Source organism: Streptomyces sp. P9-2B-2, assembly GCF_030406865.1.
Lineage (GTDB): Bacteria > Actinomycetota > Actinomycetes > Streptomycetales > Streptomycetaceae > Streptomyces > Streptomyces platensis.
The window spans coordinates 2902669-2917589 of record NZ_CP129126.1; the positions used below are offsets into that span (position 1 = coordinate 2902669).

A 14921-nucleotide genomic window follows, 5' to 3' on the forward strand; every position below is an offset into this window, starting at 1 on the left:
AGTCCGCAGCGCATGACCTCGAAGATCAAGCCCTCGAAGGGCGCCCCGTACGCGCGGATCATGGGCGTCGGCGGCTACCGCCCGACGCGTGTCGTGCCGAACGAAGAGATCCTCAAGCACATCGACTCGTCCGACGAGTGGATCCGCTCGCGGTCCGGTATCGCGACCCGCCACTGGGCGGGCCCCGAGGAGACCGTGGCGACCATGTCGGTCGAGGCGTCCGGCAAGGCCATCGCCGACGCCGGGATCACGCCCGAGCAGATCGGCGCCGTGATCGTCTCCACCGTGTCGCACTTCAAGCAGACCCCGGCGATCGCGACCGAGATCGCGCACCGTATCGGTGCCGGCAAGCCGGCCGCGTTCGACATCTCGGCGGGCTGTGCGGGCTTCGGCTACGGACTGACCCTGGCCAAGGGCCTGGTGACCGAGGGCTCGGCGGAGTATGTGCTCGTCCTCGGCGTGGAGCGGCTCTCGGACCTCACCGACCTGGAGGACCGCGCGACGGCCTTCCTCTTCGGTGACGGCGCCGGTGCGGTGATCGTCGGCCCGGCCAACGAGCCCGAGATCGGTCCGACGGTCTGGGGTTCGGAGGGCGACAAGGCCGAGACCATCAAGCAGACCCTCGGCTGGGACGTCTACCGCCCCACCCCGGTCCCCGGCGGAGACGCGCCCGAGGGCCGCCCCGCTCCGGAGGAGATCCGCTACCCCGCCATCACCCAGGAGGGCCAGGCGGTCTTCCGGTGGGCGGTGTTCGAGATGGCGAAGGTCGCCCAGCAGGCGCTGGACGCGGCCGGAGTCAGCCCGGACGACCTGGACGTCTTCATTCCGCACCAGGCCAACATGCGGATCATCGACTCGATGGTGAAGACTCTGAAGCTGCCGGAGAGCGTGACGGTCGCCCGCGATGTGGAGACCACCGGCAACACCTCGGCCGCCTCCATTCCGCTCGCCATGGAGCGGCTGTTGGCGACCGGACAGGCCAAGAGCGGCGACACCGCACTGGTCATCGGCTTCGGGGCGGGTCTCGTCTATGCCGCGACGGTGGTTACCCTCCCCTAGGCAAGATCTGCGCAGCCCCGTACGTCCTCGGACGTGTCGGACGCCGAACGGATCTTCACCGCAAGTAACGCAGTTTCCCCTTAAAATGACCGAAGGAGCGCCATCATGGCCGCCACTCAGGAAGAGATCGTCGCCGGTCTCGCCGAGATCGTGAACGAGATCGCCGGGATCCCCACCGAGGACGTCCAGGTGGACAAGTCCTTCACCGACGACCTGGACGTTGACTCGCTGTCCATGGTCGAGGTCGTCGTCGCCGCCGAAGAGCGCTTCGACGTGAAGATCCCGGACGACGACGTCAAGAACCTCAAGACGGTCGGCGACGCGACCGAGTACATCCTCAAGCACCAGAGCTGATCCAGCTCTGCGTATGTCGCCACCCCGCGGTGGCGCCGTCGATTCCAACCCCTCTACCCGTGGAGTAAGAATTCCCGTGAATGCGACCAATCGCACCGTGGTCGTCACCGGTATCGGCGCAACCACACCGCTGGGTGGCGACACCGCTTCGACCTGGGAGGCCCTGCTCGCCGGACGCTCCGGTGTCAGCACCCTCGAACAGGACTGGGCCGCCGATCTGCCGGTGCGTATCGCCGGGCAGATCGCCGTGGAGCCCACCGAGATCATTCCGCGGCCGCAGGCCCGCAAGCTGGACCGCTCGGCGCAGTTCGCGCTCGTCGCGGCCCAGGAGGCCTGGAAGGACGCGGGCTTCACCGCCAAGGCGGGCGAGGACACCTCGGTCAACCCCGACCGTCTGGGTGCCGTCATCGCCTCCGGTATCGGCGGTGTGACGACCCTGCTCGACCAGTACGACGTGCTCAAGGAGAAGGGCGTACGCCGCGTCTCCCCGCACACCGTGCCGATGCTGATGCCGAACTCGCCGTCCGCGAACGTGGGCATCGAGTTCAACGCCCGCGCCGGGGTGCACACGCCGGTCTCGGCGTGCGCGTCGGGCGCCGAGGCCATCGGCTACGCGATCGAGATGATCCGCTCCGGCCGCGCCGACGTCGTCGTCGCGGGTGGCACGGAGGCCGCCATCCACCCGCTGCCGATCGTCGCGTTCGGCAACATGATGGCGATGTCCAAGAACAACGACGACCCGCAGGGCGCCTCCCGCCCCTGGGACGTCGACCGCAACGGCTTCGTGCTCGGCGAGGGCGCGGGCGTGATCGTCCTGGAGTCCGAGGAGCACGCCAAGGCCCGCGGCGCCAAGATCTACGCGGAGGCCGTCGGCCAGGGCATCTCGGCCGACGCGCACCACATCACGCAGCCCGAGCCGTCCGGCAACGGCATCGCGGCGGCGCTTCAGAACCTCCTCGACAACACCGACCTCCAGCCCGCCGAGATCGTGCATGTGAACGCGCACGCCACCTCGACGCCGGCCGGTGACGTCGGCGAGCTCCGGGCGCTGCGCAAGGCGTTCGGTGACGACGTCGACCACATGGCCATCACCAGCACCAAGTCGATGACCGGTCACCTCCTGGGTGGCGCGGGCGGTATCGAGACGGTGGCCACGGTGCTCGCGCTCAAGAACCGGGTCGCCCCGCCGACGATCAACATCGACCAGCTCGACCCGGAGGCCGACGCCGACATCGTCCGCGGCGAGCCCCGGCAGCTGCCGGCCGAGGGCCGGATCGCGGCCCTGAACGACTCGTTCGGCTTCGGCGGCCACAACGTGGTGCTGGCCTTCCGTTCGGTCTGAGGCACGCCCAGCACACCCTGAGGGCCCGCCCGGTGGACACCCACCGGGCGGGCCCTCGGCCCGTTTCAGCGGTCGAAACTGGCGAAGTACGCCGCCGCGGCGTCCTTGTGGCCATGGCCCTGTTCCTCGGCCCGGCGCAGGCGTTCCGCGTCCGCGGCCACCAGATCCATCCGTACCCCGGCCTCACTGGCGGCCTCCGTGATGAGCCGGGCGTCCTTGCGGGCCGCGGACACGGTGAAGCTCGCAGGGTAGTTATCGGCCAGGATCAGCTCGGATTTCAGCCGCAGATAGGGCAGGTCGAGCGCGCCGCCGGCGACCGCGGCGAGGAAGTCGCGCGGGTCCACCCCGAGCCCTTCGGCGAGCGCCAGCGCCTCGCCGGTGCCGTTGACGACCGTCAGCACCCAGCTGTTGATGACGAGCTTGAGGCGGCTGGCGGCCCCGCTCGCACCGTCCTCGCCGACCCACCGGGTGGTGCTCCCGACGATGTCGAAGACCCGCGCGGCGCGCTCCCGTACGTCCTGCGGGCCGGCCGCCAGAACCGTCAACCCGCCTTTCTCCGCGTTCACCTTGGTGCCCAGTACGGGAGCGTCGACGAAGCGCAGGCGGTGCTCGTCGGCGAACCGGGCGAGCGGGGCGAGCCCGTCGGTGCCGACCGTGCTCATCTGGAGAAACAGGGCGCCTGGCGACAGCGCGCCGGCGGCCTGCCGCAGCGCGTCGAGGACGGCCGCCCCGTCGAGCAGCATCGTGAGGACCACGTCGGCGCCGTCCACCGCTTCGGCGGGGCTGCCGGTGACCCGGACGCCGTCGGCGGCCAGCGGCTGGGCACGGGCGCGCGTCCGGTTCCAGGCGCGGACGTCCAGACCGGCCGCCGCGAGGTTGCGGGCCATCGCCGCGCCCATGATTCCGGTGCCGAGCACCGCTACGGAAAGAGTGTCGGATGACGTGTTGTCGGCCATGAGCGCACGCTAGGACGTGAAGCGCACTCGAAGGCAACCGCCGCCGCGTGTCGCGGGCGTGCCGGAGGGTCAGACGACCTGGTGGAGCCAGCGGACCGGGGCGCCCTCGCCCGCGTACCGGAAGGGCTCCAGTTCGTCGTCCCACGGTTTGCCGAGGAGCTTGGCGACCTCGGCGGCCAGCTCGGTCTCGCCGGTCGCCGAGCGGGCGACCGCGGCGCGCAGCCGGTCCTCGGGGATGAGGATGTCGCCGTGGATGCCCGTGACGGCGTGAAAGATCCCCAGATCGGGGGTGGAGCTGTAGCGCTCGCCCTCCGCGGTGGAGCAGGGTTCCGCGGTCACCTCGAAGCGCAGCAGATGCCAGCCGCGCAGCGCGGAGGCCAGCTTGGAGGCCGTGCCGGCCTCGCCCTGCCAGGAGAACTCGGCTCTCCAGGTGCCCGGGGACGCCGGCTGGCGGATCCAGTCGAGGTTGACGCGCACACCGAGGACGCCCGCGACGGCCCATTCGACGTGCGGGCACAGCGCGCGCGGAGCGGAGTGGACGTACAGAACTCCACGTGTCGTCACCGGGACCTCCAGTGCGGTTCGAGGTTCGCCTTCCCCAGCGGCCTCGTGCCCGTTCCGGTTGCGGCCGGGACAGTTGTCATTCTGCCCCAGTGACCACTTCGGCACCAGCATGCTGGTGACCTACAGTAAACACCATTAGGCGGAATTTGCCGCAAAAGGGACAGGAAATGACGTGATGTAATTTGTCTGCGCCGACTGCACTTGCCACTTTGGGTCACCGCCCGGCAAGCACGGGGCAAAGCTATCGCGCGGTGCCGGTCGAGGGGGTGACGTACCGTCGGTACCCGAAGAGATATCACTCGCACGCCGGAGGGGACAGGGGATGACGCGGATCGATCGGCCTGTTCGCCCCCGGCGCATCCGCTTCGGACTCCGCTTCTCACGCACCGTCGCCGTCGGTTCCGCACTGGTGATCGCCCTCACCGCCTGTAGTGGTGACGGCTCCGCTCCGCAATCCGGCGCCGCGGGCAAGCGGAAGGCCGCCAAGGCGCCCGTGTGGCGCACCAACCCCCGCTCGATCGCCGCCCTCGGCGACTCCATCACCGTCGGCTTCGACGCCTGCACCGTCCTCTCCGACTGCCCGCAGGTCTCCTGGGCCACCGGCACCGACCCCAAGGTCGACAGCCTCGCCCGACGACTGGTCAAACGCCCCGCCACACACAGCTGGAACCTCGCCCGGACCGGTGCGCTGATGAGGGATCTGCCGGACCAGATCACCGCGGCCGCCGACCGGAAGCCCGAGCTGGTCACGGTCCTGATCGGCGCCAACGACGCCTGCCGGCGCGACGTACGCTCGATGACCCCGGCGGGCGCCTTCCGCGCAGACTTCGCGCGGTCCATGAAGTACCTGCGGCGCAAACTGCCGCACACCCAGGTGTATGTCGCGGCGGTGCCGGATCTGCTGCGGCTGTGGTCGGAAGGGCGCAAGAACCCGCTCGGCAAACAGGTGTGGAAGCTCGGCATCTGCGGGTCCATGCTGCGCGACCCGGACGATCTGACCAAGGCGGCGCACGACCGGCGGGCGGACGTCCAGGACCGGGTGATGGCGTACAACACGGCGCTGGCGGAGGTGTGCGGCACCGACCCGCTGTGCCGGTTCGACAAGTCGGTCTTCGACTACCGCTTCACGGGGCGGCAGTTGAGCACCTGGGACTGGTTCCACCCCGGCACCGGCGGCCAGAAGGAGCTGGCGGAGCTGGCGTTCCGCACGGTCACCCGGCCCGGCCGCGGCAGCTGAACACGCTCTCCCGGCCCCGCCCGGTGGCCGGCGGGCATAGGGTCGCTGCCATGAAGACGCAGGTCAGCAGGGAAGCCTTCGGCGTGCTGGAGGACGGTACGCCGGTCGACCGCTGGACCCTGGAGTCGGGGCCCGGCGGCGTGCGGGTCCGGGTCCTGACCTACGGCGGAATCATCCAGACAGTGGACGCCCCGGACCGGGACGGGGCGCGGGGACAGCTGGCGCTGGGCTTCGCCGACCTCGGCTCGTATGTCGCGCACGGCGGGTCGCACTTCGGCGCGCTGGTCGGGCGGTATGCGAACCGGATCGCCGGGGCGTCGTTCCGACTCGACGGCCGGACCTGGGAACTGACGCCCAATAACGGGCCCCACAGCCTGCACGGCGGACCGCGGAACTTCTCCCGGGTGGTGTGGGACGCCCGGCCGGTCGATGGCGGGGTGCGGCTGCACCGGGTCTCCCCGGACGGTGAGGAGGCCTTCCCGGGCGCCCTGGACGTCAGCGTGACCTACACCCTCTCCCCCGGCGGCGCGCTGCGCATCGTCTCCCGCGCGCGGACCGACGCGCCGACCGTCGTCAACCTCACCAACCACACGTACCTCAATCTGGGCGGGGACGGCAGCGGCAGCGCCAGCGGGCACGAGCTGCGGCTGGCGGCGTCCCGGTACACACCGTGCGACACCGGCGGCATCCCGCTGCCCGGCGCACCCGCCGAAGTGGCCGGCACCCGCTTCGACTTCCGGACGGCGCGCACGGTGGACGGTGCCTTCGACCACAACTTCGCGCTGGACGGCGGGGTGTGCCACGCACCGCGCACCGTCGCGGAGTTGTACGACCCGCGCTCCGGCCGGGCCCTGACGCTGGCCACCACCGAGCCCGGTCTCCAGCTCTACACCGCCGGTCATCTCGACGGCACCCTGACCGGCACCTCGGGCGTCCCCTACGGACCGGCGGCCGGACTGGCCCTGGAAACCCAGCACTTCCCGGACTCCCCGAACCGCCCGGACTACCCCGGCACGGTGCTGCGGCCCGGCGAGACCTATCGCTCGGAGACCGTGTACGGCTTCTCGGTGCGGCCGCGGACTGCGGGACACCCTTAAGGGCACGGCCGCGCGAAGGTCATCCTGTGCGGCGACGCCACGGAGGGGGCCGGGGCGGAACGATGGCACCGATCGGTTGTCCGGTCCGTTCCGTTTCCGTTCACTGCTGCCCTCGGGAGACCTCTCACCATGGCCCGCCTGCGTACCTCTCCTCTCGTGCTGTCCTGTGCCGCGTTGGGCGTGCTGATGACCGGCTGCTCCCTGGGATTCGGCCCGGACAAGGAGGCGCAGCGTACGTACACCGTGCCCGGCAAGGTCACCGCGCTGTCGGCGACGACGCACGGCGGGAACATCGAGGTCGTCCCGGTCGACGCCGGCGGCCAGGTGAAGGTGACGGAGAAGTATGTCTACAACGAGCGGAAGCCGAGCCCCTCGCACGGGGTCAAGGACGGCCGGCTGACGCTGGAGGCCGAGGACTGCGGCATGGGGCACCGGTGCGAGGTGGCCTACCGGGTGCTGCTGCCGCGCGATGCCTCGGTGGATCTGCGGACCAGTGGCGGGGACATCACGGTCCGCGGCGCCACCGGCGGCATCGCCGCGGAGACCAGCGGCGGCAACATCACCGTCAAGGACTCCACGGCCCGCACCGCGAAGGCGCGGACCAGCGGCGGCGATGTGGATCTCGCGCTGTCCACGGCGCCCGACAACGTGTCGGGCCGCACCAGCGGAGGCAATGTCACCATCCGGCTGCCCAAGGGCTCCTACGCCGTGGAGGCCACGACCAGCGGCGGGAACAGCAAGGTTTCCGTCCCGACGGACAAGGGCTCCGCGCACAAGGTCACGGCCCGGTCGAGCGGCGGGGATGTGTCGGTGATGCCGTCATGAGGGGGCGGTCGCGATGAGGGTCCGGACGGGCCCGTGCCTGAGCCGGCGGGGGCGTCCCTGGGGAGGAGCGCCCCCGCCTCCGGCCCCGTCAGCCGACGGTGACCTCCGCCGTCAGCCTGCGGTCGTCGACGCTGCGCGCCGCCTCGACGCGATAGACGCCCTTGACCCGCTGCCAGTCGCCGCCCTCCGCGTCCCAGACCGCGAACGCCCGGTCCGGCAGCGGGATCTCGGCCTCGGTGCTCTCCCCGGGACCGGCCTCGACGACGGCGAAGCCGGCCAGCCAGCGCGCCGGGCGCTCCGGAGCGTCGGGGGCGGCGTCCTCGGTGGGCGCCAGATAGATCTGGACGACCTCGCGGCCGGGCCGGTCGCCCGCGTTGCGGACGCGCACCCGTACCGAGTCCGGGGTGGTGTCCAGCGACTCGTACTCCCAGTCGGTGTAGCCGAGGCCGTGCCCGAAGGGGTAGGCGGGCGCGACGGCGGACCGCTGCCAGGCGCGGTAGCCGACGAACACCCCCTCGGCATAGTGGAGTTGACCGTCGGTCGGGGTGACGGTGGTGACCGGGGCGTCGTCGAGGCGGGCCGGCCAGGTGGTGGGCAGCCGGCCGCCCGGCTCATGGGCGCCGAGCAGCACATCCGCCAGCGCCGCCCCGGCCTCCTGCCCGGGGAACCAGCTCAGCAGCACGGCGGGGACCTCCTCGCGCCATGGAAGTTCCACCGGAGAGCCGGAGTTGACGACCACCACGGTGTGCGGGTTGGCGGCGGCGACCCGGCGGACCAGCTCGTCCTGGCGGCCCGGCAGCCGCAGATCGCCGCGGTCGAAGCCCTCGGACTCGGTCTCCTCGGTGGTGGCGACGACGACGATCGCCACATCGGCCCCGGCCGCGGCGCGGACCGCCTCGGTGATCTGCGTGTCCGCGTCGGCCTGCGGAGCCCGGTGGCCGAGCAGGAAGTGCAGCGTGGCCGGCCCCTCCCCGGAACCGCCCGGATGGTCCGGCACGTACCGCAGCGTGACATCGACGCGCTCGTCCGCCGTCAGCTGCGCCGTCACCCGCCGCTCGACGGGGTTGAGGAACGCCTCGAAGGGGTCGCCGCCCTCGGGTGCGCAGTGGCCGTCGAAGAGCACCGTGCCGCCGACGGTCAGCCGCAGCTCACCGGTGCCGGAGACGGCGAGGGTGTGGCGGCCGGTGTGCCGCGGGGTGAAGCTGCCGGTCAGTTCGACGGCGCTCAGGTTCTGCCGGGTGACGCCCTCGGGGAAGCGGCCCATCACCTGCACCTTGCCGTCGCGCTGCGCGGTCTCGGCGAGCAGCCGGCCGTCCGCGGCCAGGTAGCGGGTGCGCAGGGTGAAGCCCTCACGGGCGTGCGGGACGCGGGAGCGCGGATCGGCGCCGGCCGCGAAGGCGATCTCGACGTCGTCGGGCAGGGCGGCGCGCAGCCCCTCCAGCGGGGAGACGACCGCGTCGGGAAAGACGGTCGCGGACCCGCCGCCGTGCACCCGGGCCTCGCGCGCGGCCGCTCCGATGACGGCGACCCTGCGGACCGCGGCGGCATCGAGCGGCAGCGCCCGCCGCGCACCGGCCACCGGCTCGTTGCGCAGCAGGACACACCCCCGCCGGGCGACCTCACGGGTCACCGCCCGGCCGTCGATCCCCCGGGGGACACCGGCCGGGTCGACCGCGGCCGGCACCCCGTCCAGACAACCCGTACGGGCGGCGAGCAGCAGCACCCGGCGCACTGCCTCGTCCACCTCCGACTCGGTCACCGCACCGCCGCGGACGGCCTCGGCGAGCCGCGCGCCGTAGACCGTCCGGGGCCCCGGCATCGCCACGTCCAGGCCGCCGCGCAGGGCGCGCACGGTGTCACGGGCCGCCGTCCAGTCGGAGACGGTGCAGCCGTCGAAACCCCATGCGCCGCGGAGCACGTCCTGGACCAGAGCCCGGTGTTCGGTCATCGTCGAGCCGTTGACCTGGTTGTAGGCGGTCATCACACCCCAGGGGCGGGCGTTTTCGACGATGTGCTCGAAGGGCGTGAGATAGAGCTCGCGCAGTGGGCGCGGGGCGATGCGGTTGTCGACGGTGAGCCGGTCGGTCTCGGCGTCGTTGCCCACAAAGTGCTTGACGGTCGTCCCGACGCCGCCCTCCTGCACCCCACGGACATATCCGGCCCCGATCTCGCCGGTGAGCAGCGGGTCTTCCGCATAGCACTCGAAGTGCCGGCCGCCCAGCGGTGAGCGGTGCAGATTGACGGTCGGCGCCAGCAGGACGTGCACGCCCTTGCGGCGGGCCTCCTGGGCGAGCAGGTGACCGGTCCGGCGGGCCAGCTCGGGGTCCCAGGTGGCGGCCAGCGCCGTGGGGCTGGGCAGCACCACCGAGGGGTCCTCGGGGCTCCAGTCCTGGCCCCGCACCCCGACCGGCCCGTCCGACATCACCAGCGACCGGAGTCCGATCGCGGGCACGGCCGGCAGCGTCCACATGTCCTGGCCGGACAGCAGCCGGGTCTTGGCGTCGAGGTCGAGCGCGGCGAGTGCCCGCTCGACGGCGGCGGCGTGCTCGTGCGCGCGGTCCCGGGCATGATGGTGGGCGGCGTCTGCGGCGGGGCCATGAGGATGGTGGTCGGTCATGCGGCTCTCCGGTGCTCCCTGAATGGACGTGCGGACCCCCTGTCCGGATTCTTACCGGCTCACCTGTCAGCCGGTAGGTACCGTTACTTTTCCGTTACATCAGTCGTACGGGATCTCCACGGGAGGGTTACGCTCGGCCGGTGAGTGCACGAGACCAGGACGGACCCCGCGGCGGCGGGCCGGGCGCGCGGCGCGCCGGCGGCGGGCGCGAGACCCAGCGCGCGGAGCGGCGCGCGGCCATCCTGGAGGCCGCCATGGAGCTGATCGCCGAGCGCGGCTACCGCCGTACCTCGCTCGCCGCCGTCGCCGAACGCGCCGGACTGACCCAGCAGGGCCTGCTGCACCACTTCCCCACCAAGGACCTGCTGCTGGTGGGGGTGCTGGAGACGCGCGACCGCTGGGATCTGGCCTCGGCCGCCGCGGCGGCCGGCACCCGGCACACCGACACCCTCGCCCAACTGGTCGACTACAACGCCACCCGCCCCGGCCTCGTCCGGACCTACACGGTGCTGGCCGCGGACAGCGTCACCGAGGACCACCCCGCGCGCGAGTTCTTCGAGACCCGCTTCCGTGTCGTCCGCGCCGCGATGGCCGAGGTGCTGCGGACCGAATGCGGCGACACCCTGCCCGGCGGTCTGACCCCGGAGCGGGCGGCTCCGCTGCTGGCCGCCGTGATGGACGGACTCCAGTTGCAGTGGCTGCTGGACCCGGAGGCCGTGGAGATGCCGGCCGCCTTCCGGGACTTCCTGGCGCTGCTCGGGTGCGGGCAGGGGCGGGGCGACGAGGGCGCGGAGGGGTTGGGCGAAGGGCCCGGGGAGGGACGGACCGGCGGGGCCGCGGAGGAGCCGGGCGAAGGTCCGGGCGACGGGCCGGGCGAGGGCTGATGCCGGAGCCCCGCAAACCTCGTAGACCCCGCCGAACCCGTAGACCCCGTGGGCCCGGGTGCGGCTACCGGGCCGGAGCGAGGCAGGAGATCGTCATCCTGTCCGGGCTGTAGGTGAGGTCGGCGAGCAGCTCGCCGTCGGCGCACACGTCCTTGGAGGTGTTGAGCCGGCGGGTCACCTTGTACTCCGCGTCGGCCGAACCGCAGTCCACGATCTCCAGATCCTGGTCCTTCCAGTCGCCTTCGTTGCGGACACAGTCACCGATCGCGAGGGTGGGCGACTGCCCGATACCGGCGCCCTCGACGAACGCGCCGAGCACGAACAGCGTGGGAATCGCCAGCACCACCAGCGCCATCGGCACCAGGAACAGCAGCGCCACCGGCCGGCGCAGCAGCGACCGTCCCGGGTCGAGCGAGGGGCCGAAGCCACCTACGGGGGCGGCCAGTTTGCGGAAGCGGCTCCGAGGGCCGAGGTTCATCAGCAGGGTGACCGGGGTGATCGCCACGGACAGCGGGCTCCACCAGCCCTGCCACAGCGTGTTCGCGGACATCTCCCGGTAGGTGGCCAGCCCGCAGGAGCGGCAGAACATGCCGCTGCGGCTGAGGAAGCGCATCAGGAGGAAGAGGCCCTGGTGCCCGCGCACGGTGGCCTGCACGGCGGGCCGGGCCCCGCAGAGCCGGCAGCCCGGGTCGGCGGCGTACGGCTGTGGGTGCGGGTACGGGTGCGGGTGCAGGGGCGGTTGACGGTCGTACGGATACGGGGGCGGCTGCCCCGGCCGGGGGTCGTACGGGCCGACGGGCGGCTGCGGGTGGGCGTCCGCGGGCTGTTGTGGGTGGGGCGCCGTGGGTGGTGGCGGGTGGGACCCCACGGGCGGTGGCCCGTACGGCTGGGCATACGGGTGCGGGCCGTGCGGCGGTGGCGGAGTGGCCACGGAGATCCCCCTGCGTCTCGTGGAGTGCGCCCGACGCGGCCGCTGAGCGGACCGGACGGGACGGATCAGGAACCCTATCCGCGGTCACCCGGCACGCACCGGGCCGGGTCGAGGGCCCAAGTCGAGGGCAGGAACAGGACAGCGGGGAGATCGGCGCCTCTACCGCCCCCGCGTCCACACCGCTTTACTCGCCCCCATGAGACGCATACGTACCAGGATGGGCGCGCTCGGTGTCGCGCTGGTGGCCGCCGTTCCGCTGGCTCTGACGGCGCCGGCCGCGGCGGCCCCCGCGGCGGCCGGCACGGTGGAGGAGGGCCGGCTGACGCAGGCGGCGCCGCAGGAGATTCTGCGGCGCAGTGGATTCGATGTGTGGGAGCGGGAGTTCGCGGGCGGGCTGGCGCGGGTGACGAGCTACCCGGAGGCCCGGCGCTATGTCGCGGACGAGGGGCGGGCGCTGTGGCGGCGGGCCGTGGACCGGGCGCAGGGCCGTGGGCCCGACGGCGGCGATCTGAGCCGGGACGACGACCGGCCGCTGTATTGGGCGCGGCTCGGGATGACGAAGGAACTACGGCAGTGGAAGCCGGAGTTCGGGCTTTCCGAGGAGCGGCGTGACGCCCTGCTCGGGTCGCTGGAGCGGGGTTCGCGCGGGCAGGACTCGATCGCACTGCCCGCCGGGAAGGAGGTGCTGCGGGTGGTGGTGACCGGCTTCGACCCGTTCCAGCTGGACGCCGATGCCCGGCGGAGCAACCCGTCGGGGGCGGCGGCGCTCGCGCTGGACGGGACGACGGTGCGGACCGCCTCCGGGAAGCCCGCCCGGATCGAGACCGCGGTCTTCCCCGTACGGTGGGCCGACTTCGCGGCGGGCACGGTGGAGCGCACCCTGCTGCCGCACTTCCGGGGCGGGCCGCGGCAGGCCGATCTGTTCACGACAGTCAGTCAGGGGCGGCCCGGCCGGTTCGATGTCGAGCGGACCAACGGCGCCTGGCGGGGCGGCTATCCGGACAATGCGCGGGACTCGCGGACGGAGCCGGTGCCGATTCCGGCGGGGGTGCCGACCGTGCGGCCGCAGCCGCAGTGGACGACCACCACCCTGCCGTACGCGCGGATCGTGGCGGCCGGCACCGGGCCGTACCCGGTGGTCGACCACACCGCCGTCACCGAGATCCCGGCGGGCGGCGGCGCACCCGTCGACCGGCCGGACGGCCCGACCCCGGGCTCCACGGCGCGGGCCGGGGGCGGCGGCGACTATCTGTCCAATGAGATCGCCTACCGGGCGACGCTGCTGAGGGACGCGGTGCGGCCGGCGATCCCGGGCGGGCATCTGCACACGCCGGTGCTGGAGTTCGGCCCGGACAACACGGACCCGGCGAACAGCCAGGTCACCGACCCCGTCTTCATACGGAACCGGATCGCGATCACCGGGCAGGTGCGGGCGGTCGTGACGGTGGCGGCGTCGGAGGCGGCAACAGCAGCAGCACGGGCGGCGGACCGGAAGTAGCCGGACCGGGGTCCTTCAGGGCGCGGGCGGTCCGGCGGCGGGGAAGGCCGACGGACCGCCCGGGCCACCCCGATCGGCTCGACCCGCCCCATCCCCCCGACCCGCCCGGCATCATGGGCGCATGATCATTGCTGCCGCACAATTCCTCCCGGTGCCGGGCGATATCGAGGCCAACGCCGCCCGGATGGCCGGGCTTCTCACCGAGGCCGCCGGGCGCGGCGCGGGGCTGGTGGTCTTCCCCGAACTCGCGCTGACGCACTACGACCTGGCCCTGATAGCCGCCGACCCGGTGGGCATGACGGTCACGGCGGACGACGCCCGGCTGGCACCCGTACGGGAGGCCTGCCGGGCGACCGGGACCGCGGCGGTCGTGAACGCGGCGGGCCGCGCCACCGGCGGCGGGTCCCGTCCGGCGATCTCCTCGTTCGTCATCGGCCCGGACGGCGCCCTGGTCACCCGCTACGACAAGGTCCATCTGTTCGGGGACGAGAACACCGTGTTCGCGCCGGGCACCGCGCCGGGCCGCTGCACCCTGGGCGGCATCCGGTTCGCGCTGGCCACCTGCTTCGACAACAGCGACCCCGAGGTGGCGGCGCGGGCCGCGGCGGACGGCTGCCGGGTGTCGCTCGCCAGCTCCTTCCACGGCTCGGCGGAGCGGGTGGCGGGATATGCGCGGCAGGCGCGGGACCACGGTCTGCAGGTGCTGCTCGCCAACGGCATGGGGACCGGCGGCTCGGCTTCGGGGTGCGGTCTCAGCGGCGCCTGGCTGCCGTCGGGCGAGCGGGTTGCGGCGGCCGCCGAGTGGACCGGGCCGGTGCCGGGGGACGGTGCGGAGCTGGTGTTCACCGATGTCCGCGACCGGATCACGCTGATGGCGGACCCGGCGGTGGCCGCGGTCCCCGTCGAGGAGTGCGGTGAGCCGCTGGTGGACGTACGGACCGCGGCGCCCGCGCTGCTCGTGGCCGAGGACCGGAACGACCCGCTCGGCGCCTATGCCTTCCTGCGGGAGGGCGTGCTCCAACGGCTGCTGGCGGCGCAGAAGTCACTGCCGGACGGGCTGCGGTGGCAGTTCGTCGAGGGCTACCGGCCGCCGGGGCTCCAGCGCCGCTACTTCGAGGAGTACGCGGACGAACTGCGCGCCGCCCACCCCGACTGGGACGCCGCCCGGCTCCACCAGGCCGCCAGCCGCTATGTGTCGCCGCCCGAGATCGCACCGCACAGCGCGGGCGGCGCGGTGGACCTCACCCTCGTCACCACCGAGGGGGCACCCGTCGACATGGGCACGCCGATCAATGCCTCCCCCGAGGAGAGCGACGGCGCCTGCTACACGGCCGCGCCGGAGCTGACGCCCGTCGCCCGCGCCCACCGCCGCGTGCTGAACGCCGCGCTCACCGCCGCCGGTCTGGTCAACTACCCGACCGAGTGGTGGCACTGGTCCTACGGCGACCGCTACTGGGCGCTGGCGACCGGCGCGGACCACGCGCTGTACGGGCCGAAGGAGCTGGCGGGGCGGTGAGGTGACGCCGGGTGCCGGGCAACGCCGGGCGGTCCCGCTCC

Annotated in this window: 13 protein-coding genes; 9 read left to right on the forward strand and 4 right to left on the reverse strand. The window is 72.8% G+C overall.

From position 1 onward, the window contains the following. Positions 1-12: 12 nt before the first annotated feature. From QT196_RS12675 to fabF, 3 genes are all read left to right on the forward strand, one after another. Positions 13-1059, forward strand: a complete 1047-nt coding sequence (locus QT196_RS12675; protein ID WP_168478959.1) for a ketoacyl-ACP synthase III — start codon at positions 13-15, stop codon at positions 1057-1059. Between the two features lie 105 nt (positions 1060-1164). Further along, entirely contained in the window at positions 1165-1413 is a 249-nt protein-coding gene (locus tag QT196_RS12680; RefSeq protein WP_030991425.1) for an acyl carrier protein, read from the forward strand. Positions 1414-1489: 76 nt separating this feature from the next. Then, positions 1490-2755, forward strand: a complete 1266-nt coding sequence (fabF, locus tag QT196_RS12685) for a beta-ketoacyl-ACP synthase II (RefSeq protein ID WP_168478960.1) — start codon at positions 1490-1492, stop codon at positions 2753-2755. Between the two features lie 65 nt (positions 2756-2820). Here the strand turns inward: fabF and QT196_RS12690 are convergent, their stop codons facing one another. Continuing rightward, the gene (locus QT196_RS12690) at positions 2821-3711 is read right to left on the reverse strand and encodes an NAD(P)-dependent oxidoreductase (RefSeq protein WP_290354921.1); all 891 of its coding nucleotides are present in this window, start codon (positions 3709-3711) and stop codon (positions 2821-2823) included. Between the two features lie 69 nt (positions 3712-3780). Then, positions 3781-4275, reverse strand: coding sequence for a DUF3145 domain-containing protein (locus QT196_RS12695; protein ID WP_085926170.1), 495 nt, complete (start codon positions 4273-4275; stop codon positions 3781-3783). 322 nt (positions 4276-4597) lie between these two features. Between QT196_RS12695 and QT196_RS12700 the strand changes: the two genes are divergently transcribed. The 3 genes from QT196_RS12700 (at position 4598) to QT196_RS12710 (ending at position 7434) form a co-directional block, all read left to right on the forward strand. Continuing rightward, the gene (locus QT196_RS12700; RefSeq protein ID WP_168478962.1) at positions 4598-5512 is read left to right on the forward strand and encodes an SGNH/GDSL hydrolase family protein; all 915 of its coding nucleotides are present in this window, start codon (positions 4598-4600) and stop codon (positions 5510-5512) included. A 50-nt stretch (positions 5513-5562) separates the two neighbouring features. Further along, entirely contained in the window at positions 5563-6609 is a 1047-nt protein-coding gene (locus QT196_RS12705; RefSeq protein WP_168478963.1) for an aldose epimerase family protein, read from the forward strand. Between the two features lie 129 nt (positions 6610-6738). Further along, positions 6739-7434, forward strand: a complete 696-nt coding sequence (locus QT196_RS12710; protein ID WP_168478964.1) for a DUF4097 family beta strand repeat-containing protein — start codon at positions 6739-6741, stop codon at positions 7432-7434. A gap of 88 nt (positions 7435-7522) precedes the next feature. Here QT196_RS12710 and QT196_RS12715 read toward each other — a convergent pair whose 3' ends face one another. Next, a complete protein-coding gene (locus tag QT196_RS12715; RefSeq protein ID WP_290354922.1) occupies positions 7523-10051 on the reverse strand; it encodes a glycoside hydrolase family 3 C-terminal domain-containing protein in 2529 nt (842 codons plus the stop codon). 140 nt (positions 10052-10191) lie between these two features. On the opposite strand from QT196_RS12715, the gene QT196_RS12720 reads away from it, so the two are divergent. After that, positions 10192-10935, forward strand: coding sequence for a TetR/AcrR family transcriptional regulator (locus QT196_RS12720; protein ID WP_248001118.1), 744 nt, complete (start codon positions 10192-10194; stop codon positions 10933-10935). 64 nt (positions 10936-10999) lie between these two features. On the opposite strand, the gene QT196_RS12725 is transcribed toward QT196_RS12720, so the two are convergent. Next, positions 11000-11866, reverse strand: coding sequence for a hypothetical protein (locus QT196_RS12725; protein ID WP_290354923.1), 867 nt, complete (start codon positions 11864-11866; stop codon positions 11000-11002). 196 nt (positions 11867-12062) lie between these two features. Between QT196_RS12725 and QT196_RS12730 the strand changes: the two genes are divergently transcribed. Together QT196_RS12730 and QT196_RS12735 are read left to right on the forward strand one after the other, a co-directional pair. Continuing rightward, positions 12063-13364 carry a pyroglutamyl peptidase gene (locus tag QT196_RS12730; protein ID WP_290354924.1) on the forward strand — a complete coding sequence of 434 codons (1302 nt, stop codon included), beginning with the start codon at positions 12063-12065 and terminating at the stop codon, positions 13362-13364. A gap of 121 nt (positions 13365-13485) precedes the next feature. Then, positions 13486-14880, forward strand: coding sequence for a nitrilase-related carbon-nitrogen hydrolase (locus QT196_RS12735; protein ID WP_290354925.1), 1395 nt, complete (start codon positions 13486-13488; stop codon positions 14878-14880). The last annotated feature ends 41 nt before the right edge of the window (positions 14881-14921 follow it).

Bases quoted from the DNA above. Each gene is read 5' to 3' on its own strand.
- QT196_RS12715 (WP_290354922.1), bottom strand. From the start codon at position 10,051: ATGACCGACCACCATCCTCATGGCCCCGCCGCAGACGCCGCCCACCAT.
- QT196_RS12730 (WP_290354924.1), top strand. From the start codon at position 12,063: ATGAGACGCATACGTACCAGGATGGGCGCGCTCGGTGTCGCGCTGGTG.
- QT196_RS12680 (WP_030991425.1), top strand. From the start codon at position 1,165: ATGGCCGCCACTCAGGAAGAGATCGTCGCCGGTCTCGCCGAGATCGTG.
- QT196_RS12675 (WP_168478959.1), top strand. From the start codon at position 13: ATGACCTCGAAGATCAAGCCCTCGAAGGGCGCCCCGTACGCGCGGATC.
- QT196_RS12735 (WP_290354925.1), top strand. From the start codon at position 13,486: ATGATCATTGCTGCCGCACAATTCCTCCCGGTGCCGGGCGATATCGAG.
- QT196_RS12700 (WP_168478962.1), top strand. From the start codon at position 4,598: ATGACGCGGATCGATCGGCCTGTTCGCCCCCGGCGCATCCGCTTCGGA.
- QT196_RS12690 (WP_290354921.1), bottom strand. From the start codon at position 3,711: ATGGCCGACAACACGTCATCCGACACTCTTTCCGTAGCGGTGCTCGGC.
- QT196_RS12705 (WP_168478963.1), top strand. From the start codon at position 5,563: ATGAAGACGCAGGTCAGCAGGGAAGCCTTCGGCGTGCTGGAGGACGGT.
- QT196_RS12710 (WP_168478964.1), top strand. From the start codon at position 6,739: ATGGCCCGCCTGCGTACCTCTCCTCTCGTGCTGTCCTGTGCCGCGTTG.